Genomic DNA, 22935 nt, shown 5'->3' on the forward strand with positions numbered 1-22935 from the left:
CAGTCCTCTTTTCTGCGTTCTACAGACCAGCAGGATTCACCTGAAATCTTTGCGCCACTGTCGGGCAAGTTTCAGGGCAAATTCGGGCAGGCGGGGACCGATCCAGCGGATGGAGTCATCCACCGCGTAAATGTGGCGGTTTTTGCCTGCCGGGGTCAGGGCCACACCGGGCATCTTCAGGGCACCCTCCACCCCTCCCACGGCTTCCAGGCCACGGTTCAGCATGATGATGGCCTCGGGGGCCATGGCCACCAGGGCTTCAGAAGTCAGGGGTTTGCTGCCCCCTTCAAAGGTGGCAACATTGACCCCCCCTGCCAGCTGAATCAGGGCCTCGCTTCCTGTTCCTGAGCCGTAGATCACCCCGCTGTCCGGGCCGTGGGCATACAGGAAGAGCACCTTCGGTTTCTTTTTCGGGAGGCTTGCTGAAATGGAGGACATCTGGCTGGTGATGGTGTTCATGACGGCTTTTTCGCTCTGGGTGACCCCGTAGGCCTGGGCCACCATGTGAATGCGGGTTTTGAGGCTGTCCAGCCCTCCGGTTTCAGAAGAGGGCAACACCAGCACCGGCACACCGGCATTCCTCAGCTGTTTCACCAGCGTGGTGTTGGAGGGCATGGCGAAGTTGTCTGCTGTGCCGATCACCAGGTCAGGTTTCAGGCCGATCACCCCTTCAACAGGGATCTGGGCCCAGTGGCCCACACTCGGGATGCTGTTTTCCGGGAAAGTCCCGGTGATGTCTTTGCCCACCACCGTTTTGCCCTTGCCCAGCTTGAAGATGATTTCCAGGGTGCTGCCGTTCAGGGCAACCACCCTTTTGGGGTTCTGCACATTGACGGTGACCCCATCCACACCTGTGACAGGTGCAGCCAGAGAAAGAGACAGCAGCATGAGGGAAGCGGGGATCAGGGTGCGTTGAAAAACATTCATGAAAGCTCCTGTGGATGAAGAGGTGAGGAAAAACTCAGGGCTGCTGGAGGTTTGTTCTGGCTTTCTGCACCAGGCCCTTGATGGCCTGATGGGCCTGCCCACCGGTTTTGACGGCCTGCTCAAAGTCCACGAAGCGGCTTTCGCTGCGGTCTTTTGCGGTGACGGTGAGTTCCAGGGCGTCGGTGTAGATCTCTTTCAGGCGGGCCTCCTGGGCCCAGGTGGCGTCGGTGAGCCCGTGGGCGAGGACCAGCATTTCCCGCAGGTGGTCACTGTTGATGTGCCCGATGGTGCTGCGGGTGGAATTGGGAGACAGGGGAATGCGTTCAGTCTGGGTCATCAGAAGGTCCTTTCAGAATTCAGCGGGCAGAGACCACCAGCGGGCATCCAAGCACGGGATGCTCGATCACCTGCACGGGGTAACCGTAAGCCTCGAACAGCACCTCTGGACGCAACACGTCGGCAGGGCTTCCCTGTGCCAGGATGCATCCCTGCTTCATCAGCACAATCTGGTCTGCGTACTGGGAGGCCAGGTTCAGGTCGTGCAGCACAGCCATCACCCCGACCCCCGAGGCGCAGAGGTCCCGTGCGATCTGCAGGGTCTGGTGCTGGTGGGAGAGGTCCAGGCTGCTGGTGGGTTCATCGAGCAGCAGCACTTTTTCGCCTGCTGTGCCTGCAAGCTGGGCCAGCACCCGGGCAAGGTGCACCCGTTGGAGTTCTCCACCCGAAAGGGTCAGGCAGTTGCGGTGCTCGTAGCCTGCAAGGCCCACCTTGCGCAGGCAGTCCAGCACAATCTGCCTGTCCCCGGAGGTTTCACGCTGCTTTTGCTGGTGGGGGATGCGGCCCAGCATCACCACGTCCTGCACCTCATAACCGAAAGTCATGGGGGTGCTCTGGGGCAGCACTGCACGTTTGCGGGCCAGGGGTCTGGCAGGGTGTTGTGGAAGGGGAAGCCCGAACAGCTCAACGTTCCTGAGGTTGCCGAATTCTCCGGCAATGTGTTTCAAGAGGGTGCTCTTCCCTGCCCCGTTGCAGCCCAGAACAACGAGCAGCTTTCCAGCTTTCAGGCTCAGGGTGAGGTTTTTCAGCAGGTCCTGTCCCTGAACGGTGAAATTCAGGTCTGAAACCTGCAAGACAGGCTTCTCGGCAGCCACACTCACAGTTTTCCTGCCTTGCGGGTGGTGTTGAGCAGGTACAGGAAGAAAGGAGCCCCGATCAGTGCAGTGACAATGCCGATGGGCACCTCTGCGGGAATGGCGATGGTGCGGGCAGCGAGGTCCGCGAGAACCAGCAAAGACGCTCCAAGCAGGGCAGATGCAGGAAAGAGCACCCTGTGGTTGGGTCCAAGCCAGAGCCGGATCAGGTGGGGCACCGTGAGGCCCACAAAACCAATCATGCCGGACACAGCCACCCCTGCCCCCACTCCGAGGGCCACCAGGGTGACGATGACCCATTTGAGGGCATCCACTGGAATCCCCAGGTGACGGGCCCCCTGCTCTCCGAGGGAAAGGGCATTGAAGCTGCTGGCCAGGAAGGGCATCAGCATCACACTGATCAGCAAAAAAGGTGTGGCGACCATCAGGGTTTCCCAGGTGGCTCCGCCCAGCGATCCCAGTTGCCAGAAGGTGATGCTTTTCAACTGCTCATCGGTGGACAGAAAGGTGAACAGGCCTGTTCCGGCCCCGCACAGGGCATTGATGGCAATTCCAGAGAGCAGCATCGCCATCACATTCACCCGACCCTGCTCCTGGGAGAGCAGGTAGATCACTGCAGTGGTGACCATGCTGCCCACGAAAGCAGCCACCTGCAGGGAGTAGAGCCCAAAACTGTGGAGGCCCAGCACCACTGTACCCGCCACCGCCAGAGACGCTCCGCTGGAAATGCCCAGCAATCCCGGATCGGCCAGCGGGTTGCGAAAGAGCCCCTGCATGGCGGCACCACACACGGCCAGGGCTGCGCCCATCAGGGCACCCAGCAGCACCCTCGGCAGGCGGATGGCGTGTAGAACAGCAGCCTGCTGGTCTTCAAAAGCCACCAGCGGAGAGAGCCCCAGGTCGGTCAGGAAGATGGAAATCACCTGCAGGGGTGAAATGCTGACTGCCCCTGTGCCAATGGCAAGGATCAGGCTGGAAACAAGCAGAAGCGGCAGAATCAGCAGGGCAGGCAATTTCTGGCGTTTGTGTGGTGCGGAAGCAGTGAGGGTGGTCATGGTTCTGCTTCAGGCAGGAACGGCGCATTCGCTGAGGATCTGGGTGGTCCAGCGGTCGATGCGTTCATCGTTCAGGTCTTCCTGGTTGTCGTAATCCAGGGCCAGTCCCACGAAACACTCTCCCCGCTGTCCGCGTGATCCCACGTGTTCATAGCCTTCCACGCTGGTGAAACCGACGAGGGTGGCCCCGATCTTTTCAAATTCTTCGGCCAGAATGCCCAGGGCGTCCTGGAAGGTGTCCGCATAGGTGTACTGGTCTCCCGCACCGAACAGGGCAACCGTTTTTCCCGTCAGGTCGAGTTGGCGCAGGTCGGTGAGCGCACTGTCCCAGTCGTCTTGCAGGTCTCCAATGTGCCAGGTGGAGCAGCCAATGAGAATGAGGTCAAAATCCTGCATGCGGGCCAGTTCCTTGCGGCTCACGTCGATGACCTCGACTGTGGCTCCTGCTTTGTGTTCCAGTTGCTGTGCAACGGCCCTGGCCGCCTGTTCGGTGTTGCCGTAACTTGATCCGTAGAAAATGCCGACGTTCATGGAACTTCCTCCTGCCCATTCACCACAGGATCAGGCCAGCACACACAAGGAAGGAGGTCGGCCTCGGGTGTGCCGCAGCGTGCTGGCCTGATCGGGTGCAAGCAATCTTTTCTAATCCGATCATTTTAATCAGGATTAGTGATGCCAATATAAAAGAACAATCCCGAGCTGTCAACTCGGGATTGAGGTGTCGGCTGGAGTGGTCAGGCTGTTTCGTACTGGTTGCAGCTGAACTCCTCACGGGTCATCAGGGCAGCGTGGTTCATCTCGCTTTCCAGCTGCACAAAAGCCAGCGAATCGTCCTTGTGTTCGGGAGTGGTCAGTTCACAGATGCCCACATGGGCTTGTGGCTCGTGTTCCCAGTGTTTGCAGTTCCCACAGGATACCGTTTGCATGTTGAACTCCTTCCGAGGACACCCATCCTCACCCTTCAAGGTAGCGGTAGAGCACAGCCCTTTCAACGCACCATTCTGAGTGGATTGCTGGGGAATACACCTGATTTCAGTCTTCCAGAGGTACTTTCAGCTGTTCTGTGGGGATCTCAGAAACACCATTCACCTGCTCGAGGTCACGGGTGATGTGGAAAAAGACCTGGATCAGGTGCATGATCCCCTGGCCTTTGGCAGGCAGGGACAACAGGGTTTCGGTCAACCTGCGGTAATACCACAACGTGGGGCTTTTTCCAGCGTTGAACCTTTCCCAGAAAGCGTCACCAAGCACCAGGGTGTTTTCCAGCAGGTTTCTGGCGTTGTGGTATTTGTCTGCCACAGCCACCAGCAGCACGTCCTCAGGCTTGGTGGCCAGACCCGCAATGATGCCCTCTTTGCGGTCATACCAGCTCGCTTTGCGACCCATCAGGTCCCGCTGTTCCCGGCTGGCGTCGGTGCAACCCAGCACCACCTCCAGCACCTTCTGCCCAAAGCGTTTTTTTATTTCTTCTGCAAGGTCTCCGCTGATGTCTTCCAGGGTGTCATGCAGGAGGCCCGCAATGGCCTGGTCTTCGTTGCCGCCATATTCCAGAACCACACTGCTCACCCCCATCAGGTGGGTGAAATAAGGCACCTCTGACTGTTTGCGGGTGTGATGCTGGTGCTTTTGCAGGGTGTAGGAAACGGCTCTGGCAAAACGCTCGGTCAGCACAGTCATGAACACCTCCAGAAGACAGGGACACCACATCAGGGGTCTCAGCAGGGTAGCAGGTGCCTGTTGATTTCGCCATGCAATTCCTGAGGTTTGCTCTGCGCATCTCTGAAAAATCTGTTGCTCAGAGGCTTCGGAGGACCCAGGTGCCATCCTGGGATGTTGATTCATTGGAAGCCATCGAGAAACATTAAACTTGACAATTCCGATTATTTTTGTCAACTTTAGTCATTCACTGCTGCCTGCATAACACCCAGGCTGAATGGGCAGGAAAGGAACCCCCAGAAATGTGTCAGGTGAAAACAGTACTGTGTCAATTCAGTCCTCTGCGCCAGATCACCATGTGCGTGCACGAAGTGGTTTTTGTGCAATGGGACCACACCCAGGTGCAACTCCTGCGTTCCCAGTTTGAGCAGATCCAGCGCACCCTCTCGGCCTTTGAGCAACCTGAGGTGTTTCTCTCGCCTGAGCTCGAGCTCTCTCCCACCCCACAGGGCATCCGGGTGTGGTTCCGTCAGGGAGGAATGCTGATTCAGCAGCGGGACTGGGAGACGTTCTCACAACTCTTCCAGCGCGGAAGCCTTGTGCTTCATGAAACGGTCTCTCCTTCTCCGCGTTTCCTCAGTTGAAAGGACCTTTTCCATGCACGATCTGAAACGCCCACTTCACCCAGAATTTGAAAGGAACCACATGCCCTCTGCAATCAACCCCATCTTTTTGAACCCTTCTTGTGGGAGGGCCTGACCATGTGGATTTCCACCAAAGCACAGTACGGGCTGCGGGCCCTGATTGAAATCGGCAAAAAACCCGGGCAGTGGGTGGCCCTCAAGGACGTGGCTGCAGTGCAGGACATCAGCCTGCATTATCTGGAGCAGATTGCCTCCAGCCTGCGCAAAGCAGGGTTTCTGCAAAGCATCAGGGGCGTAAATGGCGGCTACCAGATTGCCCGTCCTGCTTCAGACATCCTGGCTTATGAGGTGGTGCTCGCCATGGAAGGGAGCCTCACCTCTGTGAGCTGTCTGGACGATGCAGACAGCTGTGGACAGACCGGACAGTGTGCCACCGAAAGCCTGTGGCGCAAAGTGGACGCCGCAGTCAAAAGGGTGCTGGGCCAGACCACCCTCGCTGACCTGATCCGGGAGAGCATCGAACTCGACCACCAGAAGCTGATTCAACTGGAGGATCAGCCTCCTCTGGTGGACACCCTGAAGTCTTCTGGAACCCACTGAAACGGTCATTGCAAGACCAACAATGAAGGTTGCTGTGCTGTTCTGGCCGCTTTCTGGTGATTTCGCTCAATATGTTATAAGTGAAATTGTGTATCATCAATTCAGTGATGCACGATTTTGAGCAGTGCCAGAAAGAACTGGACCGTTGCCTGTGGATGCTGGGGCACAGCACCGCACAGGAAGGCCATGCCCATGCCATTCAGGGCCTGCGGCGCGCCTACTGGCACATCCGGCCCTACACCCGACAACCTGACGATGACCAGCCCTTTGGTCAACTGGGCAGCAAACGCATGACCCACCGCAACTGGGCCACCGGACGCTGGAAGGCCCTGGAACTCGTGCAGTTGGCGCTCACCGATCTGCACACCATCGACAACACCAGGCCGGGATGTTGCAATGAACTGGCCCATCTGATCTACCGGGCCTATGAAACCCTTTGAGTCAGGATTTCCAACCAAGCTGTTGTACCATGAAAGGCACCATGCACACGGATCAGGAACCCCTGCTCACCTCCGATGACCTGAGAGGACGGGGATGGTCGGAACGCATGATCCAGCAGTTGCTGCCCACGCCTGATGCCCTCATGCATCGCAGGAGCCCACAGGGGTCCAGACCCGTCCATCTCTATCTGGAAGAGCGTGTTCGGGAAGCAGAAACAGGGACGGTCTTCGCTGAACTCCTTGAAAAGTCCATCGTGGCACAGGAGCGTGCTGCCAGAGCGCGCGAAAAACGGCATCAGAAGCGGGTGCAGGACATTCAGGCACATGTGCAGGCTTTTTCCGCAGGGCATCTGCGAAACATCCTGAGCCCACAGCAGGTTGAGCATCTGGCCGCAATAGAACAGGTGCCTTTGCGTCTGGTGGTCTGGGGTTACCACTTTCGGGATGCTCAGCGCCACCAGCACCGCCATGGTCTGGGAAATCTGGGCAAGAGGTACATGCAGGATCTCGAAAGGCAACTTCTGATCCGCACGGCAGAGGTCCTGAAACAGGTGTATCCCTGGGCTTACAGCCAGAACCATCCCTGAGATCAAGCCCTGTGCTTTGCATCAGATCCCAGATTGTGCACAGCACAACAGGCCGACAGCAGTTTTCAACACAGGTTTTATTTCCAGATTTTCAGAGCTTCAAAAATCCAGAATTTCAAACATCTGACTTTTCCTTGCACAGCATGCCCTCAACCTGTTATGCTGTGCACGAATGTTTACAGCTTCACACCTCTAAAAATCCAGATTTTCAGATTTTTAGAGCTTCAAAAATGGAGGTCCATGAAAGTCATCACCGTTCTCGGATTCAAAGGTGGCGTGGGCAAAACCACCACCGCCGTACACCTGGCCCAGGCCCTCTCCAGAAAAGGCAAAACCCTGCTCGTGGACGGAGACGCCAACCGCAACACCCTGGGGTGGGCTTCCTCTGGTCACCTTGCCCCCACCACCATCAGCGAAAAACAGGTGCCCCGGCACATGAACCAGGGCTACGAGTACATGGTGATAGACTCTGCAGCACGCCCCAGCCCTGACGAAGTGCGTGACCTCGCAGAAGCCAGCACCTTGCTCATCCTTCCCACCACCCCCGAAGCCATGTCCCTGCAGGTGCTTCTGGAAACTGCCCAGACCCTGCAGAAGGTGGGGGCCAGCAACTACCGGGGGCTTCTCACCATGATCCCCCCTCACCCCAGCAAGGAAGGCGAAGAAGCCCGCACCTTCCTGCAATCCGAAGGCTTCCCCCTGCTTTCGGCCCACGTGCGCCTGACCAAAGCTTTCCGGGATGCCAGTGCCTCTCAGGTTCCGGTGGTGCAGGTCAAGAGTGCGCAGGCCAAAAACGCCTGGCTGGATTACGAGCAGGTCACCCGTGAAGTTCTGGCCTTGCTGGAGGAAGCCTGATGTCCCGGTTCGCCAACCTGAAAAAAATCATTGAAAGCCCGGAAGCAGAGCCCGAAGTGACCCTGGAGGCAGCACAAACCCCTGCTGCACCTGAGCCTGTCCTGGCTGAGCCTGCTCCAGCCAGTTCAATCCCTGCTGCAGAACCCAGAAGAAAACGGGGCCGTCCCGAGGGCAAACGCAGTGATCCCACCTTCACCGGAACCACCTTCTATGTCGAAAAATCCGTGCTGCTCGATGCACAGGTCAAACTGCTGCAAGAAGGCAAGACCCGTGATGTTTCAGAAGTGGTCAATGGCCTGCTGAAGTTGTGGACCGCTGGAAAAGTGAAGCTCTAAAGGGTCGTTAAAATTCAGATTTCTGGAGCTCCAGTCACAGCATGTGCTGTGACTTTTCTTCTGTCACCCACCCTGCAGGAAGAGGGAGGCCAGACCCGCGTATCCCTGCGCTCTCCCTCATGGCACCCCAAAAGGCCCTTGCTGCTGCGAGGTCTTAAGGGCCAGCAATCTGGTTCCGTGAGTCAGCCAGCAGGTTTGCTGGGCTGAGAGACCACACTGGGCCTCTGTCCATAGATCCACTCGAACATGCGTCCCCGCAACGAATCCTGGAAAGAGCCCAGTTCTGTCAGGAGGTCATCTCTGCAGGCATACCATTTTCCCTGCTCCAGCACAAATCTGGAGAGGCTCTGGTCCAGAGGGCAGAGTCCGGCTTCACAGCCTTTTCCCAGAAAGTCCATGTTGCTGTGGGTGAGGGCTTCAAAGAGGGTCTCGCCAGTGTTGCTGAATGCGGGGGCCTGTTCTGAGATGCGCTGTTCTGTGCTGGCATACAGTTCATCCAGATCCAGCCACCCCTCTTCCAGCCCGAATTGAGGCCAGATCAGCAGAATCCGGCGGGGGATTGCCCATTTTGTCCAGGGGAAACGTGCATTCCAGAACGTTCCAGACACCCAGAGGGCACGAACACGGGTGGGAATGTTGCGGGCCCGGGCAAAAGCTTCCAGGCAGGCAATGCGCTGGCTGCAAGATCCCTTGCCCTTGCGCAGTGTGACAGAAGCAGGTTGCCATTCATGGACGGTGTAGATGGGAAGGACCTGCTCAGCGATGGCCTGATGGGCAAGTTGCAGGTCCACTCTGCTGGAGCCTGTCTGCGGAACAGACTTCAGCAGTTCCTGAACGTCTGGCATGTGAAAGTCCAGAATTCTGGTGGCTTTCAGGTGGGGGTGCTCCATGCCTTGATTTTAGAGCATCTGTCAGAAAAACAAGGGGTTGCCAGCAGAAGTTGGGGGTTCTGGAATGAGAGGCTTCTTTTGAGGCCTCTCATTCCACTGATAAAGGCAGTCATCCGATGGTCCTGTGAACAAGATGACAGGGCTGAAGGTTGCCGGAAATCCCTTGTCGGGTCATGTGTTTGGTGGACGAAAATCACGTCAACCAGAAGAGTCTCGTTTCACCCGTGCCCTCATGCTCACAGGCGCACTTGCAAACCCACACGTCTGAAACTGGTCAGGAGTGCAACCACCCGATTGCTCCTGATGGACAACACCATTTCAGGAGGTGTCTGCTCTCAAAGCATACTGGCAGGGGTGCATTTCTGGTGACAGGTCCAATCCAGGGAGCCCCTGGAAGGAGGACAAACAAACTGCCCTCCTGGTCCTTTCTCGGGAGGTCTGGCTGAAGCTCAAAGCATCAAATGGACATCTCCTGAACAGGCGGCCCGATGAACCTTCCTGTGATGGAGCGCGGTTCATCTTGAAGCTTGCCGGGAGGTCCAGAAAACAGCACCTCTCCCCCACCGCTCCCACCTTCCGGGCCAAGGTCAATGATCCAGTCAGCCTGGCGGATCACGTCCAGGTGGTGTTCAATCAGGATCACACTGTTTCCGGCATCCACAAGCCGGTCAATGATCTTCATGATCAGTCCGATGTCCGAAAGGTGAAGGCCTGTTGTGGGTTCGTCCATCACGTAGATGCTGCCCTGCTTGTGCAGTTCGGTGGCGAGTTTCAGTCGCTGGCCTTCACCGCCAGACAGGGTGCTCAAAGGCTGCCCGAGTTTCAGGTAGGAGAGGCCCACATCGAACAGGGCCTGCAGCACCGGCTGGATTTTCTTCTCGGTGAAAAAGGGAACGGCTTCTTCCACGGTCATGTCCAGCACGTCACTGATGGTTTTGCCGCGCAGGGTGTGGATGAGCACTTCAGCTTTGTAGCGTTTGCCCTCACAGACCTCACAGGGGGTGGAAATGCCCTCCATGAAGGCCAGATCGGTGTAAACCACACCCAGACCGTTGCAGTTCGGGCAACTGCCTTCCGAGTTGAAACTGAAAAGGGAGGCCGGGGCACCGCTGGCCTTTGCGAAGGATTTGCGGATCTCGTCCATGATGCCTGTGTAGGTGGCCGGGGCAGAACGGCTGTTGGCTCCCACCCTGGACTGGTCGATGACCACTGCATCCGGGTGCTGCTCCACAAAAATGTCGTTGATCAGGGTGCTTTTCCCCGAACCTGCAACCCCCGTCACCACCGTCAGCACCCCTGTGGGGATCTGCACGGTCACGTCTTTGAGGTTGTGCAGGGTGGCATGTTCCACAGTCATCCATCCTGTGGGAGGCCGCCCCTTTTGCTTGATGGGGAGGTGCTGCCCCAGATGCCGTCCAGTGAGGGTCCCAGAGGTCTTGAGGGCCTCATAAGTCCCTTCAAAGACCACCTCTCCCCCATGGGTGCCTGCTGCGGGTCCCATGTCCACAATGTGGTCTGCAATTCGAATGACATCCGGGTCATGCTCGACCACCAGCACGGTGTTGCCCTTGTCACACAGTTTGCGCAGGAGGCCATTGAGGCGTCCCACATCCCTTGCATGCAGACCCACACTGGGTTCATCCAGGATGTAAAGCATGTTGGTGAGGCTGTTTCCAAGGTGCCGCACCATTTTGATGCGCTGGGATTCCCCTCCAGACAGGGTGGCTGTTTCACGGCTCAGGCTCAGGTAACCCAGGCCGATGTCCACCAGATGTTCGAGTCGCTCAATGAGTTTGTCTGCAACCCGCCGTGCCACCGGATCATCCAGTCTTTTGAGAAATTCCACCAGGGCCACGCTCTCCAGATCAGAAAGCTCTGCGATGTTGCGACCATCAATCTTGCAGGCCAGGGCTTCCTGGTTGAGCCTCTGACCATGGCACACCGGGCAGGTCAGGGTGGTGGTGAACTGCTCAAACACCGCCCGGTTGCGCTCGGACATGGTGGCACTGTCTTTCTTGGTGAAACGCTCCATCAGGCCCAGGTAGGTCAGGTTGAAATCCGAAAAGGACACTTTGCGGCCACCTGCCCCATACAGCAGGATCTGCATTTCCTCGTCACTGTACTGCTCCAGGGGTTTGTCGTTGTCGAAAAAGCCCGACTGGGCATACACCTTCCACATCCACTTGCCCACCTTGAAATCCGGGTGCAAGATCGCTCCCTGATTCAGGGATTTGCTGCGGTCCAGAAACTTGTCAAGGTCGATCTGCACGGTTTTCCCGATGCCCTCGCACTCCGGGCACATGCCCTGCGGGGTGTTGAATGAAAACCGGAAGGCTGCACCCACATGGGGCTGTCCCACCCTCGAAAACAGCACCCGCAAGAATGAGGCGATGTCCGTGTAGGTCCCGACTGTCGATCTGGAGCCCCCTCCCACACGCTTCTGGTCGATGATGATCGGGGCATTCAGGTGCTCGATGCGATCCACATCGGGTTGCCCGTAATGGGGCAGGAATCCCTGGGCAAATGCAGTGAACGTCTCGTTGAGTTGCCGCTGGGCCTCGGCAGCGATGGTGTCGAACACCAGAGACGATTTCCCCGATCCGGACACTCCGGTGAAAACCGTGATCTTCTCTTTGGGGATGCGCAAACTGACATTCTTGAGGTTGTTTTCGCGGGCACCGTGAATCTCAATGAAAGCATGGCTCATGCAGTGGACTCCTGTGAAGAGGCTGCCCTGGGACACGTGTCAAACCCGGAGCAGGAATGAAACCAGAACGCCTTGCTGACCTGATGGCTCAAAAGGAGCTTGCTGAATCCCTAAATCAAACGAACATCTCCGAACATACAACAGTGTCCCTGTGGTGCACCTGCGCACAACGGCTGATCTCAGCATCAGCACAAAGCCCTATGGGCAGCCTCGACTGTTTTCCAAACCCGGACCACCTGCCCCTGGCGTGGGTGGTCCGGGTTTGGAAACGCGATCGTTTTGCTCCGCACATCAAAGGGTCTGCATCAGGCCCAGCATGTTGCCGTCTGCATCCCTGACAGAGGCAATCAGTTTCCACCCACATCCCGCACCCCCTGCACCTGGGTGGCTCCAGCATCCAGCAAGGATTGCAGGTGGCTGTGGATGTCGGTCACGTTCACAAAGCACACGGGACCCGTCATGCCGTACTTGTGGCCATTGGGGTCAAGACCGATGTCCTGATCGTTGACTTTGTACCCGACGTAGTAAGGTGCATCGGCATAAGGATCAACGCCAAGGAGTGCACCGAAGATGTTTTTGGCCTGATCGAGGTTTTTCACAGGATAGATGATGGTGGTGATTCCAGTCATGGTTTTTCTCCTTCGCTGAATGGGGGCTGTGAATGGGGACGTCCGGTTCTTGCGAGCGGATCAAGGTCAGTGCTTTTTTGTGGAGGGGGCTATTCCAGTTCGCCCAGCAGGGAATCCAGTTTTGTCAGGAAGCCCGACCAGCCATACTCGGCCCCATTGCGGTTGTGCAACTGCGTGGCCTGGAAGCCCGTTTGCTCCATGCGCAGGAGGGTGCCTGCTCCATCCGGGGTCAGGGTCCACCGGACAACAGTGTTCAATTCAGGCTGGCTTTCCCATTCGGTGTTCCAGCGGTAGGAAAGGTGATGGGGAGGGTTCACTTCCAGCACCTCACACTTCACCACCCCATCCCAGTGGGGCATTGGGGCACGCCGCAAATGGAAGTGGTGCCCCACAATGGGTTGAAAATCATTGGTCATCAACCACTGGGAGAGCAAATCTTTTTCGGTGAGGGCACGCCAGACTTTCTCGGGGGCGTGGGACAGGTAGCGGTCAATCACGATGGCCTGGGAGGGTGAGAGGGGCTCCATCAGTCCTCCATCCTGTCCAGCACATCTTCGAGTGCATCCAGGCGACCCTGCCAGTAAACAGCGTACTGTTGCACCCAGTTGAAAATCGGGGTGAGGCCCTCCGGGGTGGCCTGGTAATGGGTTTCCCGGCCCCGGGGGTGGTCGATCACCAATCCGGCTTCCTTGAGGGTTTTGAGGTGCTTGGACACGGCAGGCTGTGAAACCCCTGCCTGATCGGTGAGGTGGCGGACCGTCTGCTCCCCTTCCCGCAGGAGTTGCTCGAAGATGCCTCTTCGGGTGGGATCTGCAAGGGCATGAAACTGTGCTGTCGGTGTAGCGTCCACACAAGAATCATAACCGAATGGTTATGAATTGTCAAGCTTATCGGGAGCACCATGGACCTCAACTCCCCACTGGAAATGGTGCAGTACCAGGAACAATGACATTGAATTTTCGCAGCTCCAAAATCTCAGACATTCAAACTTCCAGAATTTTGGCCGCACTGAACTGTCAAAGCTCTGGAATTCCAGAGCTTCATAAATAAACCGATGAAACCCGCAGCTCGTCTGACACATGGTTTTTTGCGAGTTCAGACAATCATCCAGACCGTCTTCCGGGACATCACCTCATTTACAGAGCTTCAAAATTCTGAATTTTCAATTGCCTGGAGTTTCAGAAATCTGGCTTTTCGGAGCTGCAACTTTTCAGAGCTTCAATCTGGTTATTGGTTCCAGACGATCCCATACGACACCCAGAAAAACAACGCTCAGATTTTCAGAGCTTCAAAAATCCAGAGCTTTAGGTGTTCAAATTGCTGAAATTTCAGAGGGCAGCAGAGCATCCAACAGGCCTGCTCCCCTCAACCGGTGGTCATCAGGGTGATGCGCAGGTCATTCACAAAATCGGGTTTCTTGTTCTCGTACATGGCTGTCATCAGCCTTTGAAGCAGATCTTCGAGGTTCAGCAACTGGTTCTCGATGGCGCGGTTGAGCAGGTCTTTTTCAGGCACACTCAGGTCGTTTTTGAGCAGCAAGGTCAGGGTTTTCAGCTGCTGTTCGGGGGAAGGGGGCAGGGTCGGCTCTGCTTCAGGTTGCCGGGTTTCTGCTCTTGCCTTCGAGGCCTTTTCGGTGGTTTTGCGACCCCTGCTGGGTTTGGTGGGCATGGGCAAGTCATCTGAAGCGTAGTTTTCAGGGTTTTTGATGATGTTCATCAGGAGGGCCCCGGGGCGGCTCATCTGGTAACCCATCTGTTTGAGCTGGTCAAAACGCTCAATGGCCTGCTGAATTCGCCCAGGATACTGCTGGATGGCCGTGCGAGCAAAGCCCTGGGTCATTCCCCTCGCCACCAATTCGGAGAGCAATGTGGTGGCTTCCAGCGCATCCTGCTGCCCCTGGGGAAACTCATAGATGATCCTCTGCTGCTGCCCTCTTCCCTGAAACGCAATGTCCTTCAGGTAACCCACGGATTTGAGCTCATCGTGGGCAGATTGCAGGCTGCGGCGAATTTTGGTGGGGGTCAGGTCCGACAGGTGACACAACACCCCCCACTCCACCAGCGAGAAATCCAGCCGGTAGTGAATGATTTCCAGGGTTTCCGGGTCCCTGCGTTTGGCTTCCAGCTGGCGGTACAGGGCTTTGCTGGTGGGCTGGGAAAGCTGGTCCAGAATCCGGGAGTTGAGGGGGTTCAGGTAACCGGAGTGAATGGAATGCACAATCTGCTTGGGGAGCCCCACCTGAATCACCGAGGCACTGTCCAGGTGGTGGTCCTCGTTTTTGGTGTAGGTCAGGGCGTCCAGGTGCCTGAAGTGGACCGTCACCCAGCGTTTTCCGAGGTGGTCACGCCAGGCCCGCTCAATCGTGTAGGAAGCCTTGTACAGCCGATTGAGGCTGACTTTGAGCATCTGGTAGGCCCGGGAGTTGGGCTCAATGCCTGAAGCCATCAGAAGCTCTCTGGGGGTCACGGTGAAACGCCCATCATCCGGGGCCCCCTCATCAATGAACCTTTTGATCAATGACAGGTAGATTTCAGTGTCCACGCCGTGTGGGACAGTGGTAGGAGATTCGCAGGTGACTTTCATGGGTTGACCATCAAGCTCAAAATCCATGTCCCAGTTCTTGAAATCATCCGCCACCTGGCGCTGGGCACTGATCAGACCGAGGCGCGAGATGTTCAGTTCGTCCGGGGAGTGTTTGTCTTTGCTGGCGTTTTCGTCCCTGGTCATTGATGATGATTTTATAGTATTTTTCTTTTTATTTATGAACTGAATGATATATCATCATCAGCTGGACCCCGTGCAGTACATCAAAAAAAGCCTACTTTGACCAGGTTGCACGTGACTTTTGCCCCCCAATTGACCAGGTTGCACGTGACCAATTGACCAGGTTGCACGTGACTTTGTAAGCAAATCACTTTGGAATTGACCAGGTTGCACGTGACCAATTGACCAGGTTGCACGTGACCTGCAGCCTCCAATTGACCAGGTTGCACGTGACCCTCTTCAGGGCAATTGACCAGGTTGCACGTGACTTTTGAGGGTTTTTTGGGGCAAATTGACCAGGTTGCACGTGACCCGGCCTGTTGCTTCGCCAGCACAATGGAAAACCCTGTTTTGACCAGGTTGCACGTGACCTGAATTGACCAGGTTGCACGTGACCCATCAGGACAATTGACCAGGTTGCACGTGACCCAGAAAACCCGTCCATCCTTACCGCAAAAAACCCCGAATTGACCAGGTTGCACGTGACCTCTGGGTGTTTTTGAGGACCAATTGACCACGTTGCACGTGAGACCAGAGCGATGGTTTTTGCCTTGAGGACAGGTGTGGTGTTTTAAGGTTTTCGCGTCCTGGAGAAGTGAAAACATCTGATTCCGTGTGATTTTCCAGCAGGCTTTTGGTGTTTACAGGTTTGGTTTTCCGGCCTGCAACGTCCCTGGACCTGGGCGATTTCTGGGGCAAATTGACCAGGTTGCACGTGACCTGTGGGGTGATTGAAAGCCTGAGAAGGGGCTTAATTGTGCAGTTTTCTGGGGATTTTTTTGCAAATTGACCAGGTTGCACGTGAGTCCTTGATGGCCTTGAAATGGGAGAACTTGCCGTCCAGAACGTAAATCATGGATTCCAGCCTTGCGTCGGTAGTTGCAGCAGGGCCCATTGCCTGGGTCAGGAGTGAAACTCCACCTCGGTTCTCAAAGCCACCAGGCCATGACAATCCAGAATCGTCTTTAAAGCCTGTCAAAATTCCAAAAGGGTATCCAAGTACCCCTGAGCGGTTACAAGGCCCTTACAAACGATTCTGGGCGTCACTGGGATGAAAAGACCTGTGAGTGAAGACCCCAGTTTTCTGCTTTTGGCCCAGAGCGTTTGGTTTGAAGGCAGTCTGGTGAACTTCTCAGGCACCTGGGAACGAAGGGGAGTGGCCTCACAGAGGGTGTGATGCCATCCCTCAAGTTGTCCACAGTGAATAACAAAAATTCAAAGCTCTGAAATTTCAGAACTCCAAAAATTTGGAAATTCGAATGCTCAGAGATTTGAGTCTCCAAACTGGTTTTCGTTCTTCCAGGAGGCATTGTTGATGGTTTGCATCGGCGATCATGTGAGGTGGTTTAAAGGTTGGAGTGTCTCCTGCATTCTGATCTGCCGCTCATCACCAGTCCAGCGTGACCGAAAGTTCGAAGCTTTGAAGCTCCAAAAATTTGAATTTCTGATTTTTTAAATTTTTGAAGCTTCATTGAAATTCTGGCTGTCCTGAAAGGAGAAACCAGAGTTTCTGATGGAACCTGATGGATTTTAGTGGACAATCAAATCCTGATCAGCAACCATCTTCCAGGCACACAGATTCCAGAAATGCCTGAACGTCCTTAAAGGCCTGCACAGCCTCAGGCAACCCCTCTCCCCAGGCGGGCCAGACGTGCCACATCTCAGGGTAGGTCTTGATCAGACACTGGACTGCTGCCTCAGAAGCCTGATCTGCAAGGGTCAGGCTGTCTGACAGAAGCACCTCATGCTCACCCACCAGGCAGAGCATGGGAGGAAGGCCAGAAAGTGAAGCAAACAGGGGAGAGGCCATATCGTCCTGAGGGTCATGATCCTGAAGATAAACATCTGCTGCTTTTTGCAGGCCGTCTCTGGTGACCAGGGGGTCCAGTTCTGCCAGAGAAAGCATGGTCTCTCCAGACAGGGTGAGGTCCAACCAGGGGGAAATGAAAAATGCACCGGCTGGAATCCTGAGCCCTTCGTCACGGGCTTTGAGCAGGGCAGAGAGAGCAATCTGACCACCTGCTGAATCTCCTGCAAAGCAGACCTGGGATGGAGGGTGACCTGTCACAAGCAACTGCTGGTAAGCTTCAACCGTAAAATCGATGGCCTGTGGGAAGGGATGCTCAGGTGCAAGTGGGTAATCCAGAGTGAGGACTTGCCATCCGGTGTGCAGGGCCAGCAGTGCCGCCAGATGACGGTGGGTTTTGCTGGAGCCCTGGGAGAAACCTCCCCCGTGCAGGTACAGAATGGTTCCAGAAAAACCAGAAGTGGGCTGGATGCGCTCTCCAACCAGTGCCCCATCTTCAAGGGGTTCAACCAGAATCCCTGAAGGCAGTGGGTTTTTGAGGGCTTCTTCCTCCCACAGCCTGCGCTCTTCTTCCAGAGAAAGAGGTGGGAGGTTCTGGGTCAGGGGTTGACGCTGGGGTCTCATGGTTCTGCTTTCGGGACTGGCCACGGTGCTCCTCGCTGAGATCTGAATTTCTGGATGTTTGCATTTTTGAAGCTCTAAAAATCTAGAGGTTCGGATTTTTGAATTTCCGGATATTCGGGAAAGGCATGTGTATAACGCAGATTTTCTGCTCGTGATTGGTGATTTAAACCTGCAAGCAGAATAACATGGAAACAGGCAGCAGGTCTCGTAAACGTTGAGACCTGCTGCCTTGCCCTTGAGAAAACAGATTCAGACCAGAACAGCTTCCATTTTCTTGAGGTTTTCCAGACTGATCTGGATGGATTCAAAAGGATTGCGGCGTGACAGGTCCTGTTCCACCACCAGCCATTTCACCCCTATCTCTTCAGCGACCTGCAGGATGCCGGGCATGTCAAGGATGCCTTCGCCCACCTCTGCAAAGAACTGCTCTGCTCCGGGTTCCATGTCCTTCATGTGCAGCACCGGGCAACGATCCTGCAGTTTCCTGAGGTAGGTTGCCGGGTCCTCGCCGCCTTTGGCGACCCAGTACACATCCAGTTCCATCTGCACCAGGTCCGGGTCGGTGTGGGCCAGCAGCAGGTCCAGTGCATATTCACCATCGAACTTGACGAATTCCCAGTCGTGGTTGTGGTACAGGAACTGCACCCCGTTGTCTTTCAGGTGCCTGCCAATCGCATTGAAGTCTGCTGCCCGGGCCAGCACCTCTTCTTTGCTCTCGAAGCGGTAGGAGAGGGTCACGTATTTGCCTCCCATTTCGTGGAGGAAGGAGATGATGTTTTCAGGATTGGTCTGGAGTTGCTCCACACTGGCGTGGCATCCCATCACCTGCACGTTCAGACGTTGCAGGTGGGCTTTCATGTCTTCCAGGCTGATTTCAGCAGGAGGGGGACCAATTTCCAGTGCGGTGTAGCCAATCTCTGCAACTTTGCTGAGGGCTCCCAGAAAGTCGGCTTGAAGTTGATCGCGGATGGTGTAGGGTTGCAGGGCGACAGGGAATCGGGGCATGGAATCATCCTTTCTGTGGTTGGAAGAGGTTTCAGTCATCAAGGCGGCCATGTTTCAGGCCCAGTGGGAGGGGTGCAGGAACGTCCTGGAATGGAGTGAGGGTGATGCGTTGCCCGGACCTGGAGGATTCAAAGATCCCCAGGGTGGCTTCGATCACATGGCGGGCCAGGTGACCACTGGCCCGGTGCGGGCGTCCAGAGCGCACCGCGTAACTGAGGTCTGCAAGGCCCACCCCCCGGCTGTTTTCTGAAAACCCATGTGAGTATGGGAATTCCTTGAGGGTGCCATCTGGTTGCAGCAACCGGATCGGACCACCGAACATGTTGGGGTCTGGGACCTGCAAGATGCCCTCTGTCCCGTACACTTCAAACCTGGGGCTGTAGCCGAAACTTTCCTTGGCGGCCTGCAGGCTTGCCAGAACCCCGCCTTGCAATTCCAGGGTGGCGGTGGCGTGCTGTGGGGCCTCAACAGGGACGGACGCTCCGAAAAATGGTGAATGGGGATTCTGTACAGTGTGGACTTTCCGGGTCTGTGAAACTGCCCCACTGACCCTCTCAATGGGACCGAGGAGGAACACCAGTGCGGTCAGGTAATACGGAGCCATGTCAAAAATTGGGTCCCAGCCGTACTGGAAAAAGCTGGCGTGGTTGGGGTGCATCCCATCAAAGGCATTGCCCATCAGGATCTGGCCGTGTGCGGCGTAAGGGGTGCCGATCCAGCCATCATCAATGATTTTGCGGCAGGTTTGCAGCCCGGCCCCAAAGAAGGTGTCTGGGGCGCATCCCACCCTGAAGCCTTTTTTGTGGGCGCTGTCCAGAACGCGGTCTGCGTCCTCAAGGGTCAGAGCAAAGGGTTTTTCGGTGTACACGTGTTTGCCTGCATCAAGGATCTGCAGGTTGACCTCTGCATGGACTGCTGGAGAGGTGAGGTTGAGGACGATTTCAATTTCAGGGTCCGCAAGTAGCTCTTCAACACTGCAGGCCCTGGGGATGCCATACGCTTCGGCCTGTTTCTGGGCCATCTCGAGGCGCAGGTCTGCCACGGCGACAACTTCGGTGACCCCGAACATGCGGGTGAGGTTCTGCAGGTAGATGCTGCTGATGGCTCCACAGCCAATGACGCCCACTCTGGTTCTCTGCATGGTGTGCTCCTGATCGGTGAGGGGTTTCTCTCAGTCTGCACTTCTTGTCGAATCGATTCGCCAAGGTGATCAGACAACTGCTTTAAAAATCAAGGTTCCAGAGATTGATCATGCCACATGGAGTTCCCCTTTGAAAAGCTTTCAGGAATTTCCGCAATGGCAAAGAAGAGGCCAGGGAAGGCCTCCTCTTTGCACAATATTGCAGTTCACTTCGTGAAGGTGAACCAGTTCAGGTTGATGCCTTCAGATTTTGAGAACACCACATAGAGTTTCTGCACCCCGGCAGGAATGTTGGCCGGGACCTTCACGGTCTGCCAGTTCTGCCATCCCCCGGTGTTGGTGACCTGGGCCTCTGCAACCACTGGACCGTCTTCACTTCCAGTGCGAAGCTGGATGGTGCCCCCATTGCTGCCACTGGCCACACGAAACTCCACCCCTTTGGCCCCGGTGGCCCCAAAGTCAATGCGGTCGAAGACCAGATGATCCCCATTGTCGGTGTAGCCCACGTTCAGTCCTGTCCCTTCATCGGTGCAGGCTTCCGTCTGGATGCCTTTCATGCTGCTGTAAGCCTCGGCCTGGATGGTTTTGAAAGCGTCCCTGGCAGGGGCAGGTGGAGGTGGGGTGTCGCTTCCTTTTCCTGTCCAGGTGTAGGTTGCAACAGCACCTGCGGGAAGGGTGGTGTAAAAGGAGTCCCCGTTTTCCTTGATTTTGAAGGTCAGGCTGTCACTGCTGTTGTTCAGGACGATCAGGGCCTTGCTGCCATCGGGGTTTCTGAACGCCACACTCTGCAGGTTGCTGCTCGCGATGTTGTAGGTGTTGGAGTCAATGCGGAAGGCCCCTGGACGCACGGCTTTTCCGTAGTGTCCCAGCACGTAATACTCAACGTTCTTTTCGACCTGCTGGTTGTCTGAGCGGATGGTGACCACGCCCCGGCAATTTCCGCATCCACCGGTGTGGGGTGCACCATTTTCATCCAGAGCAAGGTTCCACAGCAGCACGGTTTTGGCCCAGTTGCGGGTGGCCCCGATCAGCAGGTTGGACACGTTCCATTTCAGGTTGTCGCCGAAATTGGTGGCCCAGAACCCGCCAGAGCATTCGGTGAAGTAGATGCTCTTCCCCGGGAAGGTGTCGTGCACCTGGCTCTGTGCGGACACATCCCCTCCATAACAGTGAAACGCAATCCCATCCACTGCTGCGCGGGCTGCCGGATCATTCAGCAGTTCGATGGGGTAGTTCCACTGGTCCCAGTTGTGGTCCCAGCCAATGATTTTGGCAGAGAAACCGGCTTTTTTGAGGGCAGGGGAGAGGTGCTGGCTGACAAATTTCGCCTGATCAGCCGACCCCATGCGCATTCCGGGGTAGTTGTCTGCCTCATGGTGTGGTTCATTCTGTGGGGTCACCGCATCGATGGAGATTCCAGATTGCTGGTAGGCCTGCAGGAACTTCACAAAGTAGTTGGCGTAGGTGCCGTAATGCTCGGGTTTCAGCTGACCTTTGATCAGGCTGCCCGTGGTTTTCATCCAGCCAGGTGCACTCCACGGAGAGGCCATGATCTTGAGCTGTGGATTGACCCCCAGAGCCCCTTTGATCACCGGAATGATGTATTCCTGGTCATGCTGGATGCTGAATTTTTCAAGGTTCGGGTCGGTCTGACCGGCAGGCAGATCATTGAAAGAATAATGGCTGCGTGAAAAATCACTTGCCCCAATGGGAAGGCGGGCATAATCGAACCCCGCTCCAGTCTGGTGGTCAAACAGGTCTTTCAAGAGCTGGGTGCGGGCAGCAGCAGGCAGTTTCGAAATCAGGTAGGCGCTGGAATCTGTGAAGGCCGCGCCCACCCCTTCCATCTGCTGATAGGTGCGCGAATCATCCACGGTGATGGTCGGGAACGTTTCATTGCCGTCGCGGGTGAAGGCAAGTGCAGCCTGGGGGGCAAGCAGGCTGTTCTGGTCTCCGGTGGTGAGCCACATCTTGACTGCACTGGCAGGTGGGGTGGGGACTTCCGGAGTGGGGGTGGTCATCCCGTTGCAACTGCTCAGGGCAAGGGTGACGGTCAAAACGGCGAGGGTGCTTTTGGGGGACAGGTACATGAAGGCCTCCAGATCAAAATTCCAAGGGCATGGCAACCCGTGCTGCTTTGCCGCAAGACAGCAGGGCTGGATGCTGGGATGGTCCAGTCAAACAGGCAGACACAGGAGCCCTGTGTCCGATGGGATGCAAGAGAAGAAGCACCGGGAGGGTGCATGGTCGAGATGGGATTCAGCTGTACCCCGAAAGTACAGGGTTTCCGAAACCCTGTCAAGAGTGGAAATGGGGTGTGAACCAGAGAAAAATCCACAGGGTTTTCGAAATGGAATGTAAAATCGTGTCTGGGCAGGGTGTTCTGCAGAAGCTGGTGGTTCTTCCGGGCAAAAAAACAAATGTATGCGCCTACATTTTTTGCTCTTTTGAGAGCTGTGCTCACAGCAGATGGGTTTTTCTAAAGGAGCGTAATGATCATCCTGATGCTTTTGAAGATGGGCGGATTTTCTGAAAATTGAACCGAGTACAATCATCTGGTTTCTGTGAGTATTTTTTGATCGAGTGAATCCAGATCTATCGATCTGGTGGGTGAAAATACGACTGGGTCTGACTATAAGGAGCCCCAGTACTTCAGGATTAACCCCATGTAATCGTTTACAAGCTGACATCTGGACCGGATCTAAAAAACTGGGAAAACGACCATTGGAACGCAGAAATCGCTTTGGTGGGGACATGCCCGGATTTTACTAAATTAATTGACCATGGAACTTTCAGGTGCTAAAGTGAATCCAGCAGACTCAGGCAGAAGCTTTCAGGAGGAAGAAACCATGGCCGTCCTTGCAATTCACCAGCACAGCGATTCTGGATTTTTGGATAGAGTGCAAGGATCCGTTCATGTCGTGCGCGACACTTTCTTCATTCTTCCGGAAAGGCTTGTCCAGGATTCACCAGCACAGGTGAAAGCCTGATGCCACTCGCCCAGCTGAAGGCAGATCTGAAGATTTTGCGTGGTGGACTCACCTGGAGCCTTCTGTCTTCCAGGTTTTCCTCTTTTCATGTATACGTTTACCAGACCTGTGCCTTGAAGTCTGGCGTTC

24 protein-coding genes are annotated in these 22935 nt (G+C 55.7%); 7 read left to right on the top strand and 17 right to left on the bottom strand.

Annotation, left to right across the window (positions count from 1 at the left end):
* Window positions 1–36: 36 nt before the first annotated feature.
* The 7 genes from DC3_RS09895 to DC3_RS09920 all read right to left on the bottom strand — a co-directional run bounded on the left by DC3_RS09895 (window position 37) and on the right by DC3_RS09920 (window position 4810).
* The gene (locus tag DC3_RS09895) at window positions 37–927 is read right to left on the bottom strand and encodes a heme/hemin ABC transporter substrate-binding protein (RefSeq protein WP_146884198.1); all 891 of its coding nucleotides are present in this window, start codon (window positions 925–927) and stop codon (window positions 37–39) included.
* A gap of 34 nt (window positions 928–961) precedes the next feature.
* Entirely contained in the window at window positions 962–1264 is a 303-nt protein-coding gene (locus DC3_RS09900) for a DUF2470 domain-containing protein (RefSeq protein WP_146884199.1), read from the bottom strand.
* A gap of 19 nt (window positions 1265–1283) precedes the next feature.
* Window positions 1284–2078: a heme ABC transporter ATP-binding protein gene (locus DC3_RS09905; protein WP_246130616.1), complete on the bottom strand. Its 795-nt coding sequence runs from the start codon at window positions 2076–2078 to the stop codon at window positions 1284–1286.
* 2 nt (window positions 2079–2080) lie between these two features.
* A complete protein-coding gene (locus DC3_RS29730) occupies window positions 2081–3133 on the bottom strand; it encodes a FecCD family ABC transporter permease (RefSeq protein ID WP_246130617.1) in 1053 nt (350 codons plus the stop codon).
* A 9-nt stretch (window positions 3134–3142) separates the two neighbouring features.
* Window positions 3143–3664 carry a flavodoxin gene (locus DC3_RS09910; protein WP_146884201.1) on the bottom strand — a complete coding sequence of 174 codons (522 nt, stop codon included), beginning with the start codon at window positions 3662–3664 and terminating at the stop codon, window positions 3143–3145.
* Window positions 3665–3867: 203 nt separating this feature from the next.
* Entirely contained in the window at window positions 3868–4059 is a 192-nt protein-coding gene (locus tag DC3_RS09915; protein WP_146884202.1) for a hypothetical protein, read from the bottom strand.
* A gap of 106 nt (window positions 4060–4165) precedes the next feature.
* A complete protein-coding gene (locus DC3_RS09920) occupies window positions 4166–4810 on the bottom strand; it encodes an HD domain-containing protein (protein ID WP_186815943.1) in 645 nt (214 codons plus the stop codon).
* Window positions 4811–5100: 290 nt separating this feature from the next.
* Here DC3_RS09920 and DC3_RS09925 point away from each other — a divergent pair, with 290 nt between their 5' ends.
* From DC3_RS09925 to DC3_RS09950, 6 genes are all read left to right on the top strand, one after another.
* Complete coding sequence (locus DC3_RS09925; RefSeq protein WP_146884204.1) at window positions 5101–5433, top strand: hypothetical protein; 333 nt, start codon at window positions 5101–5103, stop codon at window positions 5431–5433.
* A gap of 117 nt (window positions 5434–5550) precedes the next feature.
* Window positions 5551–6033 carry an RrF2 family transcriptional regulator gene (locus DC3_RS09930; protein ID WP_146884205.1) on the top strand — a complete coding sequence of 161 codons (483 nt, stop codon included), beginning with the start codon at window positions 5551–5553 and terminating at the stop codon, window positions 6031–6033.
* 104 nt (window positions 6034–6137) lie between these two features.
* Complete coding sequence (locus DC3_RS09935; protein ID WP_146884206.1) at window positions 6138–6473, top strand: hypothetical protein; 336 nt, start codon at window positions 6138–6140, stop codon at window positions 6471–6473.
* Window positions 6474–6502: 29 nt separating this feature from the next.
* Window positions 6503–7060: a hypothetical protein gene (locus DC3_RS09940; RefSeq protein WP_146884207.1), complete on the top strand. Its 558-nt coding sequence runs from the start codon at window positions 6503–6505 to the stop codon at window positions 7058–7060.
* 240 nt (window positions 7061–7300) lie between these two features.
* The gene (locus DC3_RS09945; protein WP_146884208.1) at window positions 7301–7915 is read left to right on the top strand and encodes a ParA family protein; all 615 of its coding nucleotides are present in this window, start codon (window positions 7301–7303) and stop codon (window positions 7913–7915) included.
* Complete coding sequence (locus tag DC3_RS09950; RefSeq protein WP_146884209.1) at window positions 7915–8250, top strand: hypothetical protein; 336 nt, start codon at window positions 7915–7917, stop codon at window positions 8248–8250. Before DC3_RS09945 ends, DC3_RS09950 begins: the two co-directional genes overlap by 1 nt.
* A 182-nt stretch (window positions 8251–8432) precedes the next feature.
* On the opposite strand, the gene DC3_RS09955 is transcribed toward DC3_RS09950, so the two are convergent.
* The 10 genes from DC3_RS09955 to DC3_RS10000 all read right to left on the bottom strand — a co-directional run bounded on the left by DC3_RS09955 (window position 8433) and on the right by DC3_RS10000 (window position 21906).
* Complete coding sequence (locus DC3_RS09955) at window positions 8433–9140, bottom strand: transglutaminase-like domain-containing protein (protein WP_146884210.1); 708 nt, start codon at window positions 9138–9140, stop codon at window positions 8433–8435.
* A 457-nt stretch (window positions 9141–9597) separates the two neighbouring features.
* Entirely contained in the window at window positions 9598–11847 is a 2250-nt protein-coding gene (locus tag DC3_RS09960; protein ID WP_146884211.1) for an ATP-binding cassette domain-containing protein, read from the bottom strand.
* Window positions 11848–12194: 347 nt separating this feature from the next.
* Window positions 12195–12476: a VOC family protein gene (locus DC3_RS09965; protein ID WP_222594735.1), complete on the bottom strand. Its 282-nt coding sequence runs from the start codon at window positions 12474–12476 to the stop codon at window positions 12195–12197.
* 89 nt (window positions 12477–12565) lie between these two features.
* Window positions 12566–13003: an SRPBCC family protein gene (locus tag DC3_RS09970; RefSeq protein ID WP_146884212.1), complete on the bottom strand. Its 438-nt coding sequence runs from the start codon at window positions 13001–13003 to the stop codon at window positions 12566–12568.
* Complete coding sequence (locus DC3_RS09975; protein ID WP_146884213.1) at window positions 13003–13326, bottom strand: ArsR/SmtB family transcription factor; 324 nt, start codon at window positions 13324–13326, stop codon at window positions 13003–13005. Before DC3_RS09975 ends, DC3_RS09970 begins: the two co-directional genes overlap by 1 nt.
* A 515-nt stretch (window positions 13327–13841) precedes the next feature.
* A complete protein-coding gene (locus DC3_RS09980; RefSeq protein ID WP_146884214.1) occupies window positions 13842–15203 on the bottom strand; it encodes a replication initiator protein A in 1362 nt (453 codons plus the stop codon).
* Between the two features lie 1588 nt (window positions 15204–16791).
* On the bottom strand, window positions 16792–17670 hold the full coding sequence (locus DC3_RS09985) for an alpha/beta hydrolase (RefSeq protein ID WP_146884215.1): 879 nt from the start codon (window positions 17668–17670) through the stop codon (window positions 16792–16794).
* A 249-nt stretch (window positions 17671–17919) separates the two neighbouring features.
* Complete coding sequence (locus tag DC3_RS09990; RefSeq protein ID WP_186815944.1) at window positions 17920–18675, bottom strand: sugar phosphate isomerase/epimerase family protein; 756 nt, start codon at window positions 18673–18675, stop codon at window positions 17920–17922.
* A 31-nt stretch (window positions 18676–18706) separates the two neighbouring features.
* Window positions 18707–19816 (bottom strand): Gfo/Idh/MocA family protein, encoded by a 1110-nt coding sequence (locus DC3_RS09995; protein WP_146884217.1) that lies wholly within the window; start codon window positions 19814–19816, stop codon window positions 18707–18709.
* Between the two features lie 206 nt (window positions 19817–20022).
* A complete protein-coding gene (locus DC3_RS10000; RefSeq protein WP_146884218.1) occupies window positions 20023–21906 on the bottom strand; it encodes a carbohydrate-binding protein in 1884 nt (627 codons plus the stop codon).
* Between the two features lie 693 nt (window positions 21907–22599).
* Here DC3_RS10000 and DC3_RS10005 point away from each other — a divergent pair.
* Complete coding sequence (locus DC3_RS10005; RefSeq protein ID WP_146884219.1) at window positions 22600–22806, top strand: hypothetical protein; 207 nt, start codon at window positions 22600–22602, stop codon at window positions 22804–22806.
* Window positions 22807–22935: the final 129 nt, after the last annotated feature.

Source organism: Deinococcus cellulosilyticus NBRC 106333 = KACC 11606, from assembly GCF_007990775.1.
GTDB classification, from domain to species: Bacteria; Deinococcota; Deinococci; order Deinococcales; family Deinococcaceae; genus Deinococcus_C; species Deinococcus_C cellulosilyticus.